We start from the raw sequence: 19,137 nt of genomic DNA, 5'->3' as shown, positions 1-19,137 counted from the left end.
CGTGCGCGAGAGCAAATATGCGGGTCCGCATCGCACGGCGGTATGGGAACTCGAATCAGCCGGAAATCCCGGCTGACCCCAGGCTTTCTGCCGGTGGTCGAGGATATAGGGACATGTAAAAAATGGAGGAGAGTGAGGGAACATAACCCTTGCTCTCCCGAAATATCTGGCACTATCCCAAACTCCGCACTTGCGCGGGATTCCGGTCGCTTTATGCTATCCCAAACAATCTGGCGCTATCCGGGTTGCTCAAGGATTCTGTGGGAACAGTTGTGGGAACATGGCTAAGCTGACCGCCAAGACTGTGCAGAGCGCCAAGGCTGGTCGCCATGCTGACGGCGGCGGGCTGTATCTGCTCGTCAAGCCGACCGGCGCCCGGTCGTGGTTGCTGCGCGTGCAGGTCGATGGCCGGCGCCGCGATATTGGGCTTGGTTCGGTCGAAACGTCGGCGCTCGCCCTACGCAGCGACATAGGCAGCGACATACCCCTTGAGGAAAAGAGCCGGTTGACGCTGGCCGAAGCCCGCGAATTGTCGGCGCGGTTGCGTAATGCTGCAAAGGCCGGTCGCGATCCGGCAGCCGAACGCAAGAAGGACAGGAAGGCGCCTCCGTCGTTCAAGGACGCAGCCATAGCCACACACAAAGCGCAGACGGCATCACATAGCTGGTCGAAAAAGACGGCGGACGCCTTTCTGTCGTCGCTCGAAACCCACGCCTACACGACGCTGGGCAAGATGCGGGTTGATATGGTCGAGGCCGAGCATATCGCCAACGCGCTCGCGCCGATCTGGACGACAAAGCCCGACATGGCGAAGAAGGTCCGCCAGCGGATCGCTACCGTTCTTGATTTCGCCAAGGCGAAGAACTGGCGAGCGACGGAAGCACCGCGCAAGGCCGTTGGCGCGCTCACCGGCAAGACGAAGAAGGGCGGCCATTTCGAGGCCATGCCCTATGCGGACGTGCCAGGCTATTTTCGAAGCCTGATGAACGAAGCCCCGACGAAGGGGCGTCTTGGCCTGATGCTGGCGATTGCCACGGTAGCGCGGTCCATCGAGGTTCGTGAGGCGCGTTGGCAGCATGTTGTGACCGACAAGCGGGACTGGAACCGCCCCGCCGAACTGATGCGCAAGAATAACGAGGCGCATACCGTCACCCTCAACGATGCGGCTTTGTGGGTTCTGGCGCACATCGCGGAGATTTCGGACCCGTCGAAACCGGAGACGCTGCTGCTGCCTAACGGCAAGGGCAAGCCAATCTCCGACATGACCATTAGCAAGGTGATGCGAGACGCGGGCCTCTCGGCTGTCCCGCACGGCTTTCGCTCCAGCTTCCGTGATTGGTCGGCCGAACAGCATCCCGAGATTCCCGACCCGGTTGCAGAGGCCGCGCTATCTCACAGCGTCCCCGATGCCGTGATTGCCGCCTACAAGCGGACCAAATTTCTAGAGATGCGCCGGACGCTACTGGATCACTGGTCCGCTTTCATCCTGAGCGATCGGACAAACGTCGTTCAGCTCGTCGACCGGCGAGCATGAACAGGCGGGGCGGCTAGGGTAGCTCCTGAACGGCTGGTTTCCGCCCAGCCTGCCGCCTCGTTTTGATCAGCGGTCACCCTACGGAGGGGTGGATGAACGAGAATTCAAGCAACAGGATTAGGGCGCGAGCAACGCTAGAGATCCTGTTGGGGCAAGGCTTAGAGCAATGGCAAGTCCTGCAACGAATGCGATTCGCGCTCGCTAGCGGCATCATCCGTTGTCGGGTCCAGTTTGCAGCGGTTGGGGGCGAAGAGTTTCTCGACTGGGATGCGCCGCGCTCAGTTTGGGGCGCTAGCATCATGGACAGCACGTTGAGCTTGCGGTTGGACGAATACACGGCGCAATTCGGGGCAACGCCAGGACACCCCGGCAAGATCACCCTGTCGGGCTTGTCGTTCGACCTAAGCGATCTGCGTTCATTCTTTGAAATTGACGGGATGGAGCCATCTGCCATTGTTGCGCCCGCCGCATCGGATGGTAATGATAGACCCGCGCGGGGCCGTCTGCCCGCGAACGCCAAGCCCGCAGAGCGGCGCGACGAACAATTTGCGCATGACGCTGCCGAGTTGGTTCGGAATGGCGCTAGGCTATCAGACGCCCTTCGGCAGGTTGCTCCTTCTGACCCCACTCGCTCGGATGCCAGTATCGAGCATGGCATTCGCCGGACATACGCATTGATGTATCACCCGGATGGTCGCGTAATTCTGCCATAAATATTGATCAAAATTGATCAAGCGACGACGGGGCCCGCCGCCAGATAGCTCCAGATGCGCCGCGATAGTGCGGCAACGTTCTGGAGCATGATATGTCTATCAAGCCTCTCGCCGTTACCCTGAAAGACGGCTTTCAAATGATCCCCGTCAGCCCCGCGCAGGGCTATCGCCTTATCGCGGCTGGTGAGCTGGATACGTTCAAGATCGGCCGCGCCACTCGTATCACCGTCGCCAGTATCGAGGCCTATATCGCCCGACAGCTTGCCGCGCGCGCTGTGGCGGCATGAATCATGGTGCGTCAGGAAGGGCGTCGGCCCCGTAAACGATTGAGCCGCCCCGTGAGTGCGGGACGGCTCGAAACCCTAAAGCTGGCGGGCATTGGGTTCCCTTTGAATAGTCGATCTGTCGTGCGGCTGCAATGCCTGTCGCACGGCTGGCGCCGTGTTCGCCCGACGTGGAAGCGCCTCGCTTACCCGCCCCGGATGCTTCGGCAGGGGAGATTGGTATGACCTCGCCGCGACCATTCCAGACGGTGCGCGCTGCGGCGCTCGCTGTCCTCAACGATCATGCGGACGGACGGACGTGGAAGGAGGGAGCTTTCCTCGGACAATGCTGCGTCGCCGATCGAGATCTCTCAGGAAAACAGCGGTCTTGGCTGGGATCGATCCTTGCTCGCGCTGGTCTGCCCGAATTGTCGGAGCAAGCGAAATGAACGACAATGGCTTGCCTGGATATCCCCAGGGCGCGGCCTATCGCGATGACGAGGCCAGCAGGGACGGTGCCCGCAAGGTCAATCGTGACGGCACTCGGGCCACCCAATGCGAATTTGCGTTGGCGGCGGTCGAGCGTGCCGGGCCAGCGGGTGTCACGTCAAACGAGGTGTTCGCCGCCCCCGGATCACCTTTCAGCACACTAGCACTTTGTCGTGCCCGACTGAGCGAATTGAAGAAGCTCGGCAAGATCGCGAAGTCTGGCGAGCGCCGTCCCGGTGCCGACGGTGTGGACGTCAATGTCTGGATCGCCGCTCGTTACGTCACGACGGACGACGGGCAGGGCGATCTGTTCGGGAGGGAGGCGGCATGAACGACCCGACTCCCGCCATCTTGATCACCAAGGGCGACGGATATTTCCGCGTCCAGTTCACCAACAGCACATTGTCTCCGATCGACTTCAACCGGCCCCGGACATTCGCGGAGCATGGGGGCTCTAGCGATACGGCGCGCCTTCTCGCAAAGGCAACCGGCTGGCCGGTGATCGACCAGAAGCGAAAAGGTGGCGCGGCGTGACGCTGGCGCAGAATATAACCCGACACTATCGCGGGGACTGGCATGGCTCATGGGGCGCGTTCCCGGCCCCCGGCCATAGTTCAGACGATCGCGGCGTCACCGTGCGCGATGCCGAGGGCGGCGGCGATGTGGTCTTTCACTCCTTCAATGGCGCTGACTGGCGCGAGATCAAGGATGAGTGTCGCCGGATTGGCCTCTTGCCCGAGTTTCAGCGCGCCAATGATAACCAGCGCCGGGAAGCCGGGATCTACGAGTATGCGAATGCTGACGGCGAGGTGCTTTATCGCACCGTCCGCATCGAACAGCCTGGCAAGCGCAAGCGGTTCGAGGCTCAGCGCCCAGATGGCCGCGGTGGCTGGCAGAACGGCTTGGGCGATGTTGCCCGCGTCCTATATCGCCTGCCGGACATCGAAGCGGCGAAGCGCGTGGGCAAGCCGCTCGTCATTCTCGTTGAGGGCGAACGCAAGGCCGATAAACTCACGTCATGGGGCTATATCGCCACGTCCTGCGCGTTCGGCTGCAAGGGTTGGCGCAAATCCTATGCGGATGTGCTGGCAGGGTGCGTCGTCGTCATCCTCCCCGACAACGACGATGAAGGCCGCGCATTCGCCGACAAAGCCGCCGGCGACATAGAGCGCGCCGGCGGCGAGCCCCGCATAGTCGAACTTCCCGGACTGCCCCCTAAGGGCGATATTATCGACTGGACGGGATCACCGGCCGATTTCGACGCCTTGATAAACCCTCCTGCCGAAACCTTCCTGCTCGCCGATCTGGCAGCGTGGGAGCGTTCGGATCCGAAACCGAAGCCCTTCCTCATGACAGGATTCATCCCTTCGCGGGAACTGACGCTGGCGACCGGCGCGGGCGGTGCGAATAAATCCACGTTCGGGCAGCAACTCGCCACCTGTGTTGCGGCAGGCCTGCCGATGCTCGGGGTCGATGTGATGCAGGGCAACGCTCTCTACATCACGGCAGAAGACGACGAGGACCGATTGCACTGGATGCAGGCGCATATCTGCATGGCGGTGGGGGCGAGCCTGTCTGGCCTCTCGGGCAAGCTGCACCTGGCATCGCTGCGCGGACGGCTGGGCAACGAGATCGCGACATTCGACCTTGAAGGTAAGTTGCGTCCCTCCCCGTCGTTCTCGATCCTGCGTGCGACCATAGAGCGCACTGGCGCCCGGCTCGTCGTACTCGACAATGCCGCCCACCTTTTCGCAGGGAACGAGAACGATCGCCAACAGGTGACGGCATTCGTCAATCTGCTCTATTCGTTGTGCCAAGACCTCGGGGTGACGGTCGTCCTCGTTGCGCACTCGAACAAGGCCGGCGACACCTATTCAGGCTCTACGGCGTGGCTGAACGCGGTCCGCTCGCAAATCGTCCTGTCGCGGCCAGAGGGCAGTTATGACCCTGACGAACGCATCCTGACGCTGGGCAAGGCGAACTATGCACGGCAGGGGCAGGAATTGCGGTTCCGCTGGCACGACTTCGCGCTGCGCCTTGATAACGATCTGCCGGCCGACACGCGCAAGGAACTGGCGGCGACGGTGCAGGCCAGCAACGACAATGAGCTATTCATTGCCTGCCTGCGCGAGATGACGAAGCAACAGCGGGCCGTCTCGGAAAAGCCCAGCAAGGGGTTCGCCCCTCTCGTCTTTACCCGGATGCCGGAGAGCCGGGGAATCGGCAAACCTCGCCTCGAAGCCGCTATGGATCGTCTCTATCGGATTGGTCGGATCGAGCGCGGCGAACTGTGGCGCGGACCTGATCGCAAGACCATTTATGGCCTGCGGGAAACCCCCGGATGGGGTGCGGGAAATGTTGCGGGAAATGGTGCGCAAACACTGTGCGGAAATGCGGGAAATGGTGGCGCAAGTGTTTGATATTCCTTGCGGCGTTTGCGGGCAACACACACCCTATACTACGTATAGGGCTGGCGCGGCCTCCGGGTCCGCGCGCCAGCCTAGAACTGGACGGAAAACGATGAATGCCCAAACTTTCGAAAATTGTTGATCGAGCCGACGAAGCTGTGCCGGTCGTGGTGGCGCCGGCCACCCAGGACAAGGCGAAGGCGGCCGCAATTCTCGCTCCTCGTATCGAGGACTGGGAGCGTCTGCCTGATGCTACCAAGACGGAAATCATCGAAGGCGTCACCGCGATGGATGCGATGCCGAAACGAGCCGCGATTACGTGGAAGGGGACGATGGTCACCCGGAAGGAGGGAACCAGCGGAACACTCTATTGGGTCCGCATGTGTAGGACCTTTGCGTCCTCGTCCGAAGATTTCATCATGGGCCAGATCGACACAATCTCTAACTACCTGACCAAGAACAACAGTCGGGGCGTTACCGATCGAGCAATGAACGAGATTCTCGCGTTCGTGGGCGGCTGCTCGGTTCAGAACGAAATGCAGGCGACAATTGCCGTGCAGATGGCACTTGCTCACGACGCCGCAATGCGGGCGCTTTCGATGATCGGGCAGGGCGTCATGATCGACAATGCTAAGAGCTACAGCGAGATTGCGAACAAGCTTCTGCGCACGTCCGCTATGCTCGGCGAGACGCTGAATAAGTTACAGCGTGGAGGCACCCAGATTATCAAGCATGTTCACGTTTACGAGGGCGGCCAAGCCGTGGTCGCAGATACCGTCCATACAGGGGGGGCAAATGTCAGAAGTACCGATCAAGTCCATGCAGCCGAGGATATTGGCGGCAGCGCCGCGATGCTTGGCGCGGACCCGTTCGGGCGGGGAGTGCCGGTCCCCGGCGGTGAGAGGCAAAAAGCGATGCCGGATGCACGGCGGTGCGAAGGGTAGCGGCGCGCAGGCCGGCAATCGCAATGCGTGGAAGCATGGTCTGCGATCTGCCGCCGCGATGGAGGAGCAGCGCCTGCTTCGCGAGACGTTGCGCAATGCGCAGTCCATTATGGCGTTGGTGAGGTAATAGGGGCAGCGGGTTTCGGCTCGCTGCCCAAAACCATTCCGCAATGTGGCCCGTGTAGTGGAGTTGGAACCCCGTTGTGCTAGCGACGAGGCGCAGCGCCCCCCCCCCCCCAGCTAGCTCACCCGATACCGAGTCTGCTCGAAACCCTTTGGTGCGGGCAGGATGATGATGTTCTGATCCTCCCCGTCATAGGTCGGCGGCGGCAACCGCCGCGGATCACTGCCTTCGCCGACCGAATAGCCGCCGGGATCAGCAATCGGACAGCCGGGACCGTCATGGGCGTCGCCGTGCGTGTAGACCAGCCCCGGCCCGGTTGTCAGTTCGTCCTCGTCCATTTGGCCGCAAGGGTCGTCGTCCTCGCAATCCTCGTCGGGCGCGTCCATGTCGTCGAGCCGATCGATGATCTGCTGCGCCAGCCTTTCGAGAACAGGCCGAGGCAGCGAGGGAACAATCGACAGCGCGATGTCGGCGGGGAGCCGCGAAGCCCCCCTTCCGAACGCGATCGAGAGCCGCGCGTTCATGGCCGCGCCTCCCGGTTGACATTCCCGGGGAAAAGCTTCCAGAGCCGCGAAATCTCGCCTTTGGTCAGGCGGCGAATATCGATCACGACTTGGAGCAAGTCTTCGTCCAGCGTGTTCAAATCACCTCCTTCGACGGCGGCGCGGATCGTCGCGATGTGTTTTGGGAACTGCTTTTCGAGAGCCGCAACCACCGCAACTCGTGTGTAATATCGGGGTATCTGCGGACCACCCATGAAATCCAGAAGCTCGTCGCGATATCGCGGCCTTGGCGCTCGCCGTTCAAAGCTGAATTTCTGGCTGTTCACGAGTGCGGCGTATGCCCGGCGGGCTGCGACGTCGGTTGGTTGACGGACCGGCGCGTTCGCAGCAGTCGGCAGCATCACAATGGCGCTCATTTCGCACCCCCCGCGAGCGCGATGGCGTCGGCAAACAGACGGTGTGTGACGGTGGGCGCGTCGGCGTCCTCGTCGTATTGCAGGGCGTCGAAGATGCAGCGCTTCTCGATCAGCGCCGAAATGTCAGGCGCCGGTTCGAGCAACACGGCCTTACCGCAATCGAATGCGGCGCTGTAGAGCGGCCCCATGACGGCATCGTCTGCGCCAGCAGCTTTGGCCTCGTCGCAGTCCTGCGCGGCCCGTTGATAGGTGCGCAGCTTCACGGCGAACGCGTCTTGCGTCGAGCGGTCGCACAGCTTCGCAAGGTCGGTCGCCAACAGATCGAGCGCCGCCCAGCGCCACGGCTCGGTGCAGTCCTTCATCTCATCGACGAGAAAGCGCGCTTTCGTCGCCGCTTCGGGAAGATTGTCGCACGGCATTTCACGCACAATCTCGCTGGCCGCTTCATGCGCGGAGCCGAAGGCGTCCCAGGCGATCTGCCACGCATCCGCTTCGTCTTGCGGAGCGTCGTCGTCGGGCTGCCGGTTGTGCCATTTATCCCATGCCCCATTGATCAGGCGCACGTTGCGGATGGCGTCTGCCACGTTCTGGGGCGCGCTCACTTTGCACCCCCTTCCTGGGCGATCATCACGCGGATGGCGTGGATCGCGTTGAGTGCATGGCAGTCGATCCAGTCGAAGTGATCGGCGCAAACGTCGATTTGTTCGGTGCGCGCAAGGGTCGCAGCAACTTGCGTGTCAGCCGAATGGACGAGCATTGACCAAAGCAGAACCTCGATCCCGCGCAGCGTAGCCGGAACGCTCTCTCCGATCGTATCGCTTGCGGCGCCCATGATATCGGCCTGCTCGCGCTGCACGGCGTTCAATCCCATGATGTGCGGACCATGATCAGGATCGGCGTCATATATCGCGCGAGCCTGATTGTAGGTCGCCCATGCCGCGATAATGTTGGCATCGTCTTTCGTGGTTAAGGTAGTGGCGCCATCGGGCGCGCGGGTGCTATCAGCTCCCATAGTCGTATCCCTTCTGATCAAGGGTTGCGATAGGCCAGTCGCTGGGATTGCCGTCCCTCGGCTGGCCGCCTTGGCTTCTGGCCTTGGCGATAACATTGTTATCATAGTTAAGCGGATTGCGTCAATGACCAAATGATACTAATGTTATCGTCATGACACCCGCACAATCACGTATGGCGCGCGCTGCGCTAAAATGGTCGCTCTCCGATCTCGCAGCAAAGTCCGGCGTGGGTCGCGCAACTGTGGCACGCTTTGAACTGGGTGAGGGCGTTACCGGCGCCGATACGATCCACAAGATGCAGGTCGCGCTGGCGGGTGCCGGTGCGGAGTTTATCCGTCGAACTGGGCGCGTCGGCGTAATGGTTCCGGAATAATCGGCGAGCCGAGAAAATCGCATCCGTCTGTTGAGTGCAGTTCCAGTATTGCCCTGGGATCGCCCGTTCACGTAAAGGTTGACGCCACCGCCAGCTTAGACGAGATTCCATCTCTCGGTATGGAGGGGATAATGTCCGCATCTGGCGCTTTCACGGCGGTATATGCGCTCGCGGCACTGGCCGGGGCCGTGGCCGGCATCTATTGGCTGCGCCTCGTCTCTTCGCACAGTGCGCAAACAGGGCACGGACAACAGCCCACCTGGCGCCACCTTCCCGAAGCAGCCGCGTCTACTGGCCTCGCCATGCTCCTCGCATCGATCACATTTTTGCTGGGCTTGCTTTAGACACACCCGCGCGGGGAGTTTTGCAGCCAATGTTTAAGCCGCGTGCCATATTTGGGCATGCCACCAACTGATGTAATCTATTGACCTGTAATTCGGGGCAATGACCTCCATTGTTGACGCTCGTAAAACGCCAAAATGACCGGACCTCCAATAATTGGTAGTCCGATCTCGAAACGGCTTTGTGGAGCGAGTTATGGGGATCTTTTCGTTTGTTTCGGGATTGATCGGCGGCGGCAAAGCCAAAAAGGCCAGCCGTAAGGCTGAGGCCGCGCAGATCGAAGCCCAAGAAAAGGCGATTGCTGAGCAACGCCGCCAGTTCGACCTTACCCGGTCCGATTATCAGCCGTATCTCACGACAGGCCTCGCGGGCCTTTCCGACCTCGGCGATCTGATCGGGGTGAACGGGGCCGATGCGCAGGCGGCGGGGCTCGTCGACATTCAGAACAGTCCCGAACTGGCGGCGATCATCCGCAACGGCGAAGAAGCGGTCTTGCAGAACGCATCCGCGACCGGCGGCTTGCGCGGCGGCAATACCGAAACAAGTCTGGCAAATTTTCGCGCGGATGCCTTTGCCAAGCAATTGCAGGAAAAAATTGCGCAACTTGCTGGCCTCGCCGGACTTGGACAGGGCGCGACCGATAGCGTCTCGGCATTCGGCGCGAACACGGCGAACACAGTCTCTGACCTTCTCAATCTTCAGGGCCAGACGCGTAAACAGGGCATCCTCACGCGCGGCGGCATTAACGCCCAGCTCTGGAACAACGCCGGACTATTCGCTGACAATCTCGTCAGTTCGATTTTCGGCGGTGGAAATTCCGGCGGGATCAAATCGCTCGCGAAGACGCCGGGGAGCATCTTCTGATGGCCTTTTCCCAGCTCGGATTCAACGACGCCGACATCCTGCGGTCGGGGCGTGCGATCGTCCCAGATTATGCCGAGCAGGTTCAGGCCGAACTTCTCAATAGGCTACGTGCTGCTCAGGCCGCGGCGACTCGCCAGACGAGTCATATCGAGGCGAGCAAGTTTGCCACCGAACAGCAGCGGCAAGCGGAATATCTCAACGCCGTCGCTGATCTCGGTGCCAACCCAAGCCACGATAAATTCCGGGATTTGCAGCTTCGCTTCCCCGAGCAGCACCAGGCGATCTCTTCCGCATTCAGCGGATGGGACGAGAATGACCGCGCAAAAACCACATCGAACCTCGCAGAGATCGTATCGTGGGCAAGGAACGGCCGCTGGGATCTAGCGAGCAAAGGGGTCGAGCGCTTGATCGACGCCGACGTGAAAGCCGGTCACGCGGATGAAAGCGACTACGAACTAATGCGGATTCTTCGCGAAGGAGACGAAGATGAGCGACAGGCAGCTGTCGGCCTGCTGATCGCTCAGATGGCTACAGCGGGAGGCGTAAAATTCACTGCGGAAAACTGGAACGCATTCTTCGACGAGGACCGCGCTCGCGCTCGGCTGCCCGACCAATTGCGGAAAGAAGCCGCCGATGCCACTACGGCGGAGGCTGAGGCGGCGAATGCCCCGTCCTACTATGGGGGACGAGCGCGCGAGCAGACTGCTGATGCAGCCATCGCAGAGAACAATTCTGCATGGCAGGAAATGAAGAACGCCGCTGCCGTCGCCAAATCAAATGCCCAGTTGGGCAATATTCGCTCCATGATTGCCAAGCGGGCAGCTTCGCTTGGGAAGCCGGTCGAAAAAGTGACCGTGGGTGAGGTTCGCTCCTACATCGGCAAGAAGCGATCGAAGGGCGGATTGAGCCCGGTGGAACGCAGGGTCGATGAGATATTGGGGCCGCCACCTGCTTCCTCGTCGAAATCGCCCACGAAACCGCCGCCGATCATTGTGAACCCGGAGACTGGTGAACGGCGGATATTGCGCAATGGCAAATGGGAGCCGATTCCATGAGCCTCTTCGGTCTGGATTGGGCCGCCGGCACCGAGGTCGGCGAAATCATTAAGGCTGCCCGCGAAGCACAACGGATCGATCGCGCACGGGCTGACGGAGCGAAGGGGTTCTATGTGCCCGCCGATCTGTCGGCTCTCAATCCTGATGGAATTGGTGTTCAAAGAGGAAAGTCAAACTGATGTCTCGTTCCCGCGCACCTGTTCACAATGGCTTTATCGCATTCCGCTTGGCGGATAGGCTGGTTTCCGCCGCCGAGATCAAGGCGACAGAGAGAGGCATGAGCCTTTCGGAATACTTGCGCGACCTCGTTCGCCGTGACGCACTGGTAGATTAGGTGGATCGGATCACCCGCACCGCCGGGGTAATGGTTCGCCACACGGCTATTCAGGAGCAGATTGCGGGTATCACCGCCGAGGCCGGTCGAACGCTCCAGCAGTTCCGGCAGATGGCGAACGGGCGGCAGGTGTCGGGGAAAGTGCTTGAAGGCTTCGTCAACGGCGGGAGTGGTGCAGATCGGATCAAACAGGCGGCCGAGGCGATCATTGATCTGGAACGCGATCCCGCCAACCTGAACCGATTTGTGGAGAAGGCAGCAAAGCCGCGTTTCCGCGATAAGGCAGTGGAAATTTGGTATAATTGGTTGCTGTCGGGACCGCAGACCCATGCCGTCAACGTCCTGTCGAACACCCTGACCAGTCTCGCGCAGATCCCCGAACATGGCGCGGCGGCGCTGATCGGCCAAGGGCGGCGAATTTTCGGCAAGGCGGATACCGACCGGGTCACCTTTTCGGAAGTCGGCGCCCGCGCAACCGGGTTGTTGCAGGGGACGCGCGAGGGGCTTCGGGCTTTCGCGCAGGCATTCCGAACGGGCGAGCCGTCGGACTTTGTGAGCAAGATCGAAGGGCAGGAGCAGAAAGCCATCGGTGGGCTGGCCGGTGAAATTATCCGAGTGCCGACCCGGCTGCTGACGGCGGAAGATGAGCTGTTCAAGGCTATCGCGCGGCGGCAGGCTTTGGCTGGCCTAGCTGTTCGCGCTGCTGGTCAAAAGGGGCTGAAAGGGGACGAGGCTGCTCGCTACGCCAGTGACCTCGTCAACAAGCCCCCTGACGGCATGTTTGAGGAAGCTCTGGATTATGCCCGTTATGTGACGTTCCAGCGCAAGCTCGGGCCGGTGGGATCGAAGTTGTCGGCCATCACCAACGAAATGCCGATCCTGAAAGCCGTCCTGCCGTTTATCCGCACTCCGACGAACCTCATCAAGTTCACGGTCGAGCGATCACCTGCTGCTCCGCTGCTTCGCGAGTGGCGCAAGGATTTCGCTGCCGGAGGAGCGCGTCGGGACATCGCCGTCGCCCGCGCCGCTGTCGGTAGCGGTATTGGAGCGGTTATCGCGGAGTTGGCCGCGCAGGGCATGATTACCGGCTCGGCGCCGAGTGATGACAATCGCCGCCGCCTGATGATGGCCGACGGATGGCAGCCATATTCGCTCCGGATCGGAGACAAATATTATTCCTACCGGCGCCTCGATCCGTTCGCGATGACGTTCGGCACCGCTGCCGATATTGCCACGCTCGGGGACGGGATGAGCGAAAAACAGCGCGAGGAGGGCGTGGGGCTTGTAGTCGGCTCGATCATTTCGAACCTGACGAACAAGACCTGGCTGTCGGGCATCACGGACGCGCTGGCGGCCATCCGCGATCCTGAACGCTACTCGGGTAATTTCATCGAGCGACTCGCGGGTTCTGCCTCGGTGCCTACAGGCTTGGCTCAGGTTGCGCGCACGATCGATCCGACGATGCGCCAGACTGATGGCGTGGCGGAGGCGGTGCAAGCTCGCATTCCCGGCATGACCGATGATCTGCTGCCGAGGCGCGACGTGTGGGGTCAGCCTATCGTCGGGGAAGGCGGCGTTGGTCCGGATATCGTCTCGCCGATCTGGACCAGCACCGCGAAGAATGATCCTATTACTCGAGAGGTTCTGCGTGTCGGCGGGTCGGTGTCCGTTCCGCAAAAGGGCGATCTCTCACCGCAGGACTATGACAAGCTGCTGGAGAAGCGCGGCACGATTGCGCGAAGCTGGCTCGGCAAGCTGTTCAATGCGCCGGAATATCGCTCGTTGCCTGTCGACGATCAGGTTGAAGAAATCCGGAAAACGATGACGGCTGCGACCAAGGCGGCGAAGGCGAACATCTTTACTGGTGAGCCCGTGCCTGACGCCAGACCTGAGGGCAGGAAGCGCAAGAGCGATGTGCCGCCGCTTCCAGAGGGATTTGAACTGGCCCAATAGGCCGTCAGCCGAAATATCGACCTATTCGTAAACGCGTGCGCGGGCTTCTGTGATCATGATTTGTCGATTGTGCATCAGGTCAAATCGCGCGCGTGAGGTTTTCAGCGCGCCGCTCCGATCACCGGTATCGTCTACCATAATGCGCAGGGTCGCCAGCCCCTTGGCATATTCATCGACATTTCCTTGGCCTACTACCTGAGACAGACTTTGAGTCGCGGCGGCGTGAGCCGCAATCGCCTGTCTGGCATCTCGGCGAGCCTTGGTAAGCTCTTCTCCGTCCAGAACGGTGTCTGCCAATTCAGTGATGCTTGCGTCCAGTTGGGCGCCAGTAGACGAGAAGTCCTGAATCGCCACCAAATATTGTTGCTGGAGGGCGGACTCCGTGTTGAGTCTCGCCGTGGCATAGTAGGTGAAAATCGCCGCAAATAGCCCGCCCAAGAACGCAGTCACAATCGCGCCGGCGCCGACTTTGGCGTAGCGGATTACCTGCTCTCGCGTCATCTTGGGTACGGATGGGGCGGTGGCCATATCGCCTATTTGCTCCCTTTTCCACCGGACTTCAAGGTTGCCCCCGTGGTTAGTTTCGCATCCACGCTAGCGCGTTTGCCAAGGGAACATTCTTGATCGAGCCTACTTTGCCCAAGCGCGATTGCCATCGCGTTAACGCAATCTGAGACAGCTTTGCTCCCACCGTCGGCTGAGCCGACCGTTTTCAGTTTAACCGTAACGCGATTATCGATGACGGCCTTAGAATCGCAGCCGGAGAGGGCGAACATCGCCATCAGAGCCAGGGCGAACGGTCCCGCAGTCTTTACGAAGATCTCGCCGGGAGACTGAATGTCAATTTTCACCTCGGCTGAGATGTCGTCATCGAGCTTTTTCAGGCCCAGTTCGAAGAAGCTGGGGAGATTTTTGGCAGACGCCGCGGAGGCGTGAAACTCCGGAGAATTGTACAATACGTCCAACCCGTTGATCCATGTCGAAACGACGGCATGATCTTCGGCGGTGAATCTCTCTTTGGACGTCTTAAATTCAGATATGAACTGGCCGTCGAAAATGAAATTTCCAAATGCCAGGCGGTAGATGCCTTCGTAGAGGCTTCTGCCGAGAAGGAAGAACGCTGTCTGGGTGTGGATCGCCTTGATGAGGTCTTCATCCAAGAATCTCTTTGGCATGGCAGCGCGCCATTCGACCCTACGTCCAAGATAAATGAAGGTATCTTCGTCGTCGGTCGCTTCAATGCGGCGGATATCGCCAGCGTCGTCCAGGACTTCGCCGATGAGAACGTCCTTGTTATAGCCATCGACCGGCACGACAATGAGGTCGCCTTTTTTCGCTTCGAAAAGAAGACCTTTTAGAAAACCGAGACGGGTACGATCAGCGCGGCCAACGCCTTCGGTTCCGACTGGTTCGTTACCCTTCTCGCGGCTTTCAAGCTCTCTCGACCAACGATCATCCGCTATGAGCTTCAGAATGTCGGCATCTTTCCAGAGAGATGTGTCTTCCGGCAAAGCGTCGAGTCCGCGGATATCCAGAAACACAGTCTTGGTGCGGCGAACTTCCTTGTAAAACCGATAGGTCTTACCCGGCGAGCATTTGTAAACTTTGTGGCTATTGTCGATGACGTACGCATCGAGGTCCACAACGATCTTCGACATTGAAAATATTCCCCCAATATTGGGGGAGGAATGCCGTTCACAATCGCCAGAGTCAATCTGCCAGTAAAAGCAGGCGGCGATTGAGCGCCGCCTGCCATCGGCTAAGCCGCCTTCGCTACCTGCTCACTGCTGCGTAGCGCAGACACGATTGCAGTTCGCAGCGCGCCGGCTCGTTCCTCGCTACCCTGAACGTCGCGGATGACATTGCGGAATCCCGCCATATCAATTTGGCGTAGTGCTGGAACAAGCGCGTCAGGATCGAAGTCTTCCGGAGGCGCCACGAACAGCAGCACCAGCGCATTAAAGACCGACGATCCTTGAGCGATCACACTCCCGGCGAATGCTTCGGCCATCGACGTCAAGGCAGCGGACACTACCTGATCCCCGTGACGGCGTAGCGCAGTTGCGATCGATGAGGTGAATGTGATCTCGCCGGGTTTGCGGGCAACGACCGACATGCTGCGTGAGATGACGAGTCCAGCGTCGGTGACCAGCCGGTGAATCTCCAGCGCATCCTCGTCGGCTGCGGCAAGGGCTGCATAGAAGTCATCCAGCCGATTCATGGCTTTCCGCGCGCGATTGGCGGTGATGAACATGCGCGCTTCATCCTCGGGCGATGGATAGGAGAACGAGCAGCAGGGCAGGTGGGTCAGATCACCACGCCGCACAGCTGCCGCCCACCGATGCTGGCCGTCGATGATGACCCGGCTGCCGTCCGGTCGAGCTGAGACTATCAGCGAGGAAAAGAGCCGCCAGTCGAATGAGGCCGCGATGCTGGCGATCAGCCGCCGCGACGCTGCATTATCGATGGACCGTTGATAGCTGGGATCAACGCTGAGGTGTCCAGGTGCCACCCATTCAATGATTGGTGGCGCGCCCACGATGGCCCGGAAGCCCTTCTTCGCTGCGGATTTGCTCTTTGTCCCGAACTGCGCGGATTTTCCTGGCCCGATCGCTGTCACGTTGTCCAGTTCTTCAGCTCGTAGCCCGGCAACCAAATCGGGTACCTCCTCGGCATTTCTGCACCAGAGGTCGCCTTGGTGCTGGATCACGACATTACCCAGATGAACGCGCGCCGTTCCGACCGGCGTCTTGATAAGGAAGGTGCCGTTGGGCGACATCTCGCCGCGGACATCGCTCAACACCCAATCGGGAAGGGCTGAGCCGTCGTGGGTCCAATAGCGGACACCTTGCGGTAAATCGATGCGAGTGTGCATATTCATGACCGTCTCCTTGATCCTCGCCCACGGGATGCGGGCGGGCGCGCAAGGTGCGCCAGGGAAACAGGAGCACCGAATCGGGCGATCTTGATTTTGGGCCGCTCCGCCTATGGGTGCCGGAGAGGTCCACAATTTCGGATACGCGGGAGGCAGGAACGAGTGTCAATCACACCCGAGCGCGAACTTTGGGCATGCGCCTTGCTCATTGAACGCAAGCAGGGTGACAACGCCGCTATCTACATTGCGGAGCGTATCGGCGCTCTTGCATCTGAAGGCGACGCCGCCGGTGTCGCCCGATGGAAGGCCATCGCCGAAAAGCTTTCATTGCTCTGGACCGGCGAGCGACCAATGCCGATGTGAAGGTAAGGGAAGCGGTCGGGACGATACGCCGGATCGGCGCGTCAAAATCCCCGATCCGGACTTTAAGAAATTCTTATGTGGGCACGAATGAGGGAACGAATTAAGCCAGCCGGTCGAAAGGCTAGCGATTTCAATCCACTAGGGAAGGAAAATGGAGGAGAGTGAGGGATTCGAACCCTCGGTACCCTTGCGGGCACTTCGCATTTCGAGTGCGACGCTTTCGACCACTCAGCCAACTCTCCTCGCTGAGGCAGGGGCCAACTAGCGACGCGCGCGCGATCTTGCAACCCTCTCGTCACAATTTTCGCGCCGTCCCGCGAACGGGCTGGCGAGCGGGGTGGGGGCCTGCTAGCCCACTATCATAAGTGATAGAATTCGGGAGCAGGCCATGCCTTTGTCGGGTGTGAGGGTAATCGATTTCGGGCGCTATATCGCCGGGCCATATTGCGCCGCGTTGCTGGCCGATTATGGCGCCGACGTGATCCGGGTCGAGGCACCCGGGGGCAACGACGACCGCTACACGGTTCCGGTGGCCGATGACGGATCGGGGGCGATGTTCCTGCAGATGAACCGGAACAAGCGCTGCCTGACGCTGAAGCCCGGATCGCCCGAGGGACGAAAGATCGTGCGGCGCCTGGTCGAGACCGCCGATGTCGTCGTCGCGAACCTCCCCCACGAGGCATTGGTCAAGCTGGGGCTCGACTATGACAGCCTCGCCGCGATCAACCCGCGCATCATCCTGGCGACGGCTTCGGCCTTCGGGCGCGACGGGCCGCTCGCCGCGCGGGTCGGCTTCGACGCGGTTGGGCAGGCGATGTCGGGCACGGTCCACCTGACCGGGACGCCCGGGCAGCCCTATCGCGCCCAGGTCAATTACGTCGACTTCGGGACCGCGCTTCATTGCGCGTTCGGGGTGATGCTGGCGCTGCGCGAACGCGAATCGACGGGGAAGGGGCAATGCGTTTCGGGGTCACTGTTCGGGACCGCGCTCGCCATGTCGAATGCGCTGACCATCGATCATGCCCTCAACGGCGTCGAGCGCCACCCGATCGGCAACCGCAGCTTCAGCTCGGCGCCCACCGACCTGTTTCGCACCCGCGATGGCTGGATCGTGACGCAGATCGTCGGCGCCCCGATCTTCCGACGCTGGGCCGCGTTGGTCGGACATCCCGAACTGGTCAACGATCCGCGCTTTGCCAGCGACATCGCGCGCGGCGACAATGGCGCCGAACTGAGCGAGATCATGCAGCAATGGTGCATTACGCGGACCAACGACGAAGCAGTCGACGAGCTGGCCGCGGCGCGCGTCCCCGCGGCGCCGGTCGTGCGCCCCGCCGAGGCGCTGTCGCACCCGCAAGTCGCGGCGATGGGACTCGTCGAAGAGGTCGAATATCCCGGTACGCCGTGTGCGGCGCCGGTGATCCGCGTCCCGATCTCGCTCTCCGCCAGCCCCAAGGCGGCCGCGCAGCCCGCGCCGCGCGCTGGCGAGCACAGCGACGCGATCCTGCGCGAACTCGGCTATGACGACGCGGCTATCGCCGCTTTCCGCTCACAAAGGATAATTTGAAGGCTCGAGGGTGGACGCGGCGGCTGCCGTGCATTAGATACCGCTCAGTATAGAATTTAGCGCAGGAGCCAGCGATGAGCGATGAGACCGACTATGTCCCCCCGAAAATCTGGACGTGGGACAAGGACAGCGGCGGGCGTTTCGCCAATATCAACCGGCCGGTCGCCGGACCGACGCACGACAAGGATCTTCCAGTCGGCAAGCACCCCCTGCAACTCTATTCGCTCGGAACGCCCAATGGTGTGAAGGTTACCGTCATGCTCGAGGAACTGCTCGAGGCGGGTCACGCCGATGCTGAATATGACGCGTGGCTGATCCGGATCAACGAGGGCGACCAGTTTTCGAGCGGCTTCGTTGCAGCCAATCCGAACAGCAAGATCCCCGCGCTGGTCGATCGCAGCGGGGCCGAACCGATCCGCGTCTTCGAATCGGGTGCGATCCTGGTCTATCTGGCGGAGAAATTCGGCGCTTTTCTGCCGACCGATCCGGCGAAGCGCGCCGAAACGCTGTCGTGGCTGATGTGGCAGATGGGCAGCGCGCCCTTCCTGGGCGGCGGCTTCGGGCATTTTTACGCTTATGCTCCGTTCAAGCAGGAATATCCGATCAACCGCTATGCGATGGAAGTGAAACGCCAGCTCGACGTTCTCGACCGTCGCCTCGCAGAGACGGACTTCATAGCGGGCGACGATTATACGATCGCGGATATGGCGATCTGGCCCTGGTATGGTGCGCTCGCCAAGGGCCTTGTCTATGACGCCGGCGAATTCCTCCAGGTTCAGGACTATAAGAATGTCCAGCGCTGGACCGATCAGGTCGCCGCCCGCCCGGCGGTAAAGCGCGGCCGCATGGTCAATCGCGTGATGGGCGACCCGGCCAGCCAGCTTCACGAACGCCACGATGCGTCGGATTTCGAACTGCGGACGCAGGACCGGATCGCCCCCGAACCCGCCGCCGAATAGCGCATTTTGCGTATCCCGCACCGCGCCGGGCGTTAACGATGCGCC

At 60.9% G+C, this 19,137-nt stretch carries 24 protein-coding genes and 1 tRNA gene; 17 read left to right on the top strand and 8 right to left on the bottom strand.

Annotated features, from left to right (window positions below; all coding sequences use genetic code 11):
• Positions 1 to 280 precede the first annotated feature (280 nt).
• The 8 genes from AC58D2_RS10695 (at position 281) to AC58D2_RS10660 (ending at position 6,478) form a co-directional block, all read left to right on the top strand.
• On the top strand, positions 281 to 1,534 hold the full coding sequence (locus tag AC58D2_RS10695; RefSeq protein WP_494227196.1) for a phage integrase central domain-containing protein: 1,254 nt from the start codon (positions 281 to 283) through the stop codon (positions 1,532 to 1,534).
• A 92-nt stretch (positions 1,535 to 1,626) separates the two neighbouring features.
• Entirely contained in the window at positions 1,627 to 2,247 is a 621-nt protein-coding gene (locus AC58D2_RS10690; RefSeq protein WP_494227197.1) for a hypothetical protein, read from the top strand.
• Between the two features lie 92 nt (positions 2,248 to 2,339).
• Positions 2,340 to 2,534, top strand: coding sequence for a helix-turn-helix domain-containing protein (locus AC58D2_RS10685; RefSeq protein WP_494227198.1), 195 nt, complete (start codon positions 2,340 to 2,342; stop codon positions 2,532 to 2,534).
• Positions 2,535 to 2,955: 421 nt separating this feature from the next.
• Complete coding sequence (locus AC58D2_RS10680; RefSeq protein ID WP_494227199.1) at positions 2,956 to 3,330, top strand: hypothetical protein; 375 nt, start codon at positions 2,956 to 2,958, stop codon at positions 3,328 to 3,330.
• The gene (locus AC58D2_RS10675; protein WP_494227200.1) at positions 3,327 to 3,533 is read left to right on the top strand and encodes a hypothetical protein; all 207 of its coding nucleotides are present in this window, start codon (positions 3,327 to 3,329) and stop codon (positions 3,531 to 3,533) included. The genes AC58D2_RS10680 and AC58D2_RS10675 overlap by 4 nt, the downstream gene beginning before the upstream one ends.
• Positions 3,530 to 5,419, top strand: a complete 1,890-nt coding sequence (locus AC58D2_RS10670; protein WP_494227201.1) for an AAA family ATPase — start codon at positions 3,530 to 3,532, stop codon at positions 5,417 to 5,419. Before AC58D2_RS10675 ends, AC58D2_RS10670 begins: the two co-directional genes overlap by 4 nt.
• A gap of 104 nt (positions 5,420 to 5,523) precedes the next feature.
• A complete protein-coding gene (locus tag AC58D2_RS10665) occupies positions 5,524 to 6,351 on the top strand; it encodes a hypothetical protein (RefSeq protein ID WP_494227202.1) in 828 nt (275 codons plus the stop codon).
• Positions 6,305 to 6,478 (top strand): hypothetical protein, encoded by a 174-nt coding sequence (locus AC58D2_RS10660; protein WP_494227203.1) that lies wholly within the window; start codon positions 6,305 to 6,307, stop codon positions 6,476 to 6,478. The genes AC58D2_RS10665 and AC58D2_RS10660 overlap by 47 nt, the downstream gene beginning before the upstream one ends.
• 113 nt (positions 6,479 to 6,591) lie before the next feature.
• Here the strand turns inward: AC58D2_RS10660 and AC58D2_RS10655 are convergent, their stop codons facing one another.
• From AC58D2_RS10655 to AC58D2_RS10640, 4 genes are read right to left on the bottom strand one after another with little or no spacing between them, the layout of a single operon-like run.
• Positions 6,592 to 6,999: a hypothetical protein gene (locus AC58D2_RS10655; RefSeq protein ID WP_494227204.1), complete on the bottom strand. Its 408-nt coding sequence runs from the start codon at positions 6,997 to 6,999 to the stop codon at positions 6,592 to 6,594.
• Positions 6,996 to 7,394 carry a hypothetical protein gene (locus AC58D2_RS10650; protein ID WP_494227205.1) on the bottom strand — a complete coding sequence of 133 codons (399 nt, stop codon included), beginning with the start codon at positions 7,392 to 7,394 and terminating at the stop codon, positions 6,996 to 6,998. Before AC58D2_RS10650 ends, AC58D2_RS10655 begins: the two co-directional genes overlap by 4 nt.
• Positions 7,391 to 7,996 (bottom strand): hypothetical protein, encoded by a 606-nt coding sequence (locus tag AC58D2_RS10645; RefSeq protein WP_494227206.1) that lies wholly within the window; start codon positions 7,994 to 7,996, stop codon positions 7,391 to 7,393. The genes AC58D2_RS10650 and AC58D2_RS10645 overlap by 4 nt, the downstream gene beginning before the upstream one ends.
• Positions 7,993 to 8,427 carry a hypothetical protein gene (locus tag AC58D2_RS10640; protein WP_497390085.1) on the bottom strand — a complete coding sequence of 145 codons (435 nt, stop codon included), beginning with the start codon at positions 8,425 to 8,427 and terminating at the stop codon, positions 7,993 to 7,995. The genes AC58D2_RS10645 and AC58D2_RS10640 overlap by 4 nt, the downstream gene beginning before the upstream one ends.
• Positions 8,428 to 8,558: 131 nt before the next feature.
• Here AC58D2_RS10640 and AC58D2_RS10635 point away from each other — a divergent pair, with 131 nt between their 5' ends.
• The 6 genes from AC58D2_RS10635 (at position 8,559) to AC58D2_RS10610 (ending at position 13,328) form a co-directional block, all read left to right on the top strand.
• Positions 8,559 to 8,780 (top strand): helix-turn-helix domain-containing protein, encoded by a 222-nt coding sequence (locus AC58D2_RS10635; RefSeq protein ID WP_494227208.1) that lies wholly within the window; start codon positions 8,559 to 8,561, stop codon positions 8,778 to 8,780.
• Positions 8,781 to 8,911: 131 nt separating this feature from the next.
• Positions 8,912 to 9,124, top strand: coding sequence for a hypothetical protein (locus AC58D2_RS10630; RefSeq protein WP_494227209.1), 213 nt, complete (start codon positions 8,912 to 8,914; stop codon positions 9,122 to 9,124).
• A gap of 193 nt (positions 9,125 to 9,317) precedes the next feature.
• On the top strand, positions 9,318 to 9,986 hold the full coding sequence (locus tag AC58D2_RS10625; protein ID WP_494227210.1) for a hypothetical protein: 669 nt from the start codon (positions 9,318 to 9,320) through the stop codon (positions 9,984 to 9,986).
• Entirely contained in the window at positions 9,986 to 11,041 is a 1,056-nt protein-coding gene (locus tag AC58D2_RS10620; protein WP_494227211.1) for a hypothetical protein, read from the top strand. The genes AC58D2_RS10625 and AC58D2_RS10620 overlap by 1 nt, the downstream gene beginning before the upstream one ends.
• The gene (locus AC58D2_RS10615) at positions 11,038 to 11,220 is read left to right on the top strand and encodes a hypothetical protein (RefSeq protein WP_494227212.1); all 183 of its coding nucleotides are present in this window, start codon (positions 11,038 to 11,040) and stop codon (positions 11,218 to 11,220) included. The genes AC58D2_RS10620 and AC58D2_RS10615 overlap by 4 nt, the downstream gene beginning before the upstream one ends.
• Before the next feature lie 155 nt (positions 11,221 to 11,375).
• The gene (locus tag AC58D2_RS10610; protein WP_494227214.1) at positions 11,376 to 13,328 is read left to right on the top strand and encodes a hypothetical protein; all 1,953 of its coding nucleotides are present in this window, start codon (positions 11,376 to 11,378) and stop codon (positions 13,326 to 13,328) included.
• A 21-nt stretch (positions 13,329 to 13,349) separates the two neighbouring features.
• Here AC58D2_RS10610 and AC58D2_RS10605 read toward each other — a convergent pair whose 3' ends face one another.
• The 3 genes from AC58D2_RS10605 to AC58D2_RS10595 all read right to left on the bottom strand — a co-directional run bounded on the left by AC58D2_RS10605 (position 13,350) and on the right by AC58D2_RS10595 (position 16,209).
• Entirely contained in the window at positions 13,350 to 13,856 is a 507-nt protein-coding gene (locus AC58D2_RS10605) for a hypothetical protein (protein ID WP_494227215.1), read from the bottom strand.
• A 5-nt stretch (positions 13,857 to 13,861) separates the two neighbouring features.
• Positions 13,862 to 14,986 (bottom strand): hypothetical protein, encoded by a 1,125-nt coding sequence (locus tag AC58D2_RS10600; RefSeq protein WP_494227216.1) that lies wholly within the window; start codon positions 14,984 to 14,986, stop codon positions 13,862 to 13,864.
• Between the two features lie 101 nt (positions 14,987 to 15,087).
• Positions 15,088 to 16,209, bottom strand: a complete 1,122-nt coding sequence (locus AC58D2_RS10595; RefSeq protein ID WP_497390081.1) for a DUF6551 family protein — start codon at positions 16,207 to 16,209, stop codon at positions 15,088 to 15,090.
• Positions 16,210 to 16,365: 156 nt separating this feature from the next.
• Here AC58D2_RS10595 and AC58D2_RS10590 point away from each other — a divergent pair, with 156 nt between their 5' ends.
• Positions 16,366 to 16,566: a DUF6961 family protein gene (locus AC58D2_RS10590; protein WP_497390079.1), complete on the top strand. Its 201-nt coding sequence runs from the start codon at positions 16,366 to 16,368 to the stop codon at positions 16,564 to 16,566.
• 152 nt (positions 16,567 to 16,718) lie between these two features.
• Here the strand turns inward: AC58D2_RS10590 and AC58D2_RS10585 are convergent.
• Positions 16,719 to 16,808, bottom strand: a tRNA-Ser gene (locus tag AC58D2_RS10585).
• Between the two features lie 146 nt (positions 16,809 to 16,954).
• Here AC58D2_RS10585 and AC58D2_RS10580 point away from each other — a divergent pair.
• A complete protein-coding gene (locus AC58D2_RS10580; RefSeq protein WP_497390077.1) occupies positions 16,955 to 18,133 on the top strand; it encodes a CaiB/BaiF CoA transferase family protein in 1,179 nt (392 codons plus the stop codon).
• Between the two features lie 74 nt (positions 18,134 to 18,207).
• Entirely contained in the window at positions 18,208 to 19,092 is an 885-nt protein-coding gene (yghU, locus tag AC58D2_RS10575; RefSeq protein WP_497390075.1) for a glutathione-dependent disulfide-bond oxidoreductase, read from the top strand.
• The last annotated feature ends 45 nt before the right edge of the window (positions 19,093 to 19,137 follow it).

The sequence above is a fragment of the Sphingopyxis sp. CR5 genome (assembly GCF_059693785.1).
The sequence above is the reverse complement of the archived record's forward strand: the minus strand, read 5'-3'. Positions and strand labels throughout refer to the sequence as shown.

Bases quoted from the DNA above. Each gene is read 5' to 3' on its own strand.
- AC58D2_RS10695 (WP_494227196.1), top strand. From the start codon at position 281: ATGGCTAAGCTGACCGCCAAGACTGTGCAGAGCGCCAAGGCTGGTCGC.
- AC58D2_RS10690 (WP_494227197.1), top strand. From the start codon at position 1,627: ATGAACGAGAATTCAAGCAACAGGATTAGGGCGCGAGCAACGCTAGAG.
- AC58D2_RS10685 (WP_494227198.1), top strand. From the start codon at position 2,340: ATGTCTATCAAGCCTCTCGCCGTTACCCTGAAAGACGGCTTTCAAATG.
- AC58D2_RS10680 (WP_494227199.1), top strand. From the start codon at position 2,956: ATGAACGACAATGGCTTGCCTGGATATCCCCAGGGCGCGGCCTATCGC.
- AC58D2_RS10675 (WP_494227200.1), top strand. From the start codon at position 3,327: ATGAACGACCCGACTCCCGCCATCTTGATCACCAAGGGCGACGGATAT.
- AC58D2_RS10665 (WP_494227202.1), top strand. From the start codon at position 5,524: ATGCCCAAACTTTCGAAAATTGTTGATCGAGCCGACGAAGCTGTGCCG.
- AC58D2_RS10655 (WP_494227204.1), bottom strand. From the start codon at position 6,999: ATGAACGCGCGGCTCTCGATCGCGTTCGGAAGGGGGGCTTCGCGGCTC.
- AC58D2_RS10650 (WP_494227205.1), bottom strand. From the start codon at position 7,394: ATGAGCGCCATTGTGATGCTGCCGACTGCTGCGAACGCGCCGGTCCGT.
- AC58D2_RS10635 (WP_494227208.1), top strand. From the start codon at position 8,559: ATGACACCCGCACAATCACGTATGGCGCGCGCTGCGCTAAAATGGTCG.
- AC58D2_RS10630 (WP_494227209.1), top strand. From the start codon at position 8,912: ATGTCCGCATCTGGCGCTTTCACGGCGGTATATGCGCTCGCGGCACTG.
- AC58D2_RS10625 (WP_494227210.1), top strand. From the start codon at position 9,318: ATGGGGATCTTTTCGTTTGTTTCGGGATTGATCGGCGGCGGCAAAGCC.
- AC58D2_RS10620 (WP_494227211.1), top strand. From the start codon at position 9,986: ATGGCCTTTTCCCAGCTCGGATTCAACGACGCCGACATCCTGCGGTCG.
- AC58D2_RS10615 (WP_494227212.1), top strand. From the start codon at position 11,038: ATGAGCCTCTTCGGTCTGGATTGGGCCGCCGGCACCGAGGTCGGCGAA.
- AC58D2_RS10605 (WP_494227215.1), bottom strand. From the start codon at position 13,856: ATGGCCACCGCCCCATCCGTACCCAAGATGACGCGAGAGCAGGTAATC.
- AC58D2_RS10600 (WP_494227216.1), bottom strand. From the start codon at position 14,986: ATGTCGAAGATCGTTGTGGACCTCGATGCGTACGTCATCGACAATAGC.
- AC58D2_RS10595 (WP_497390081.1), bottom strand. From the start codon at position 16,209: ATGAATATGCACACTCGCATCGATTTACCGCAAGGTGTCCGCTATTGG.
- AC58D2_RS10580 (WP_497390077.1), top strand. From the start codon at position 16,955: ATGCCTTTGTCGGGTGTGAGGGTAATCGATTTCGGGCGCTATATCGCC.
- yghU (WP_497390075.1), top strand. From the start codon at position 18,208: ATGAGCGATGAGACCGACTATGTCCCCCCGAAAATCTGGACGTGGGAC.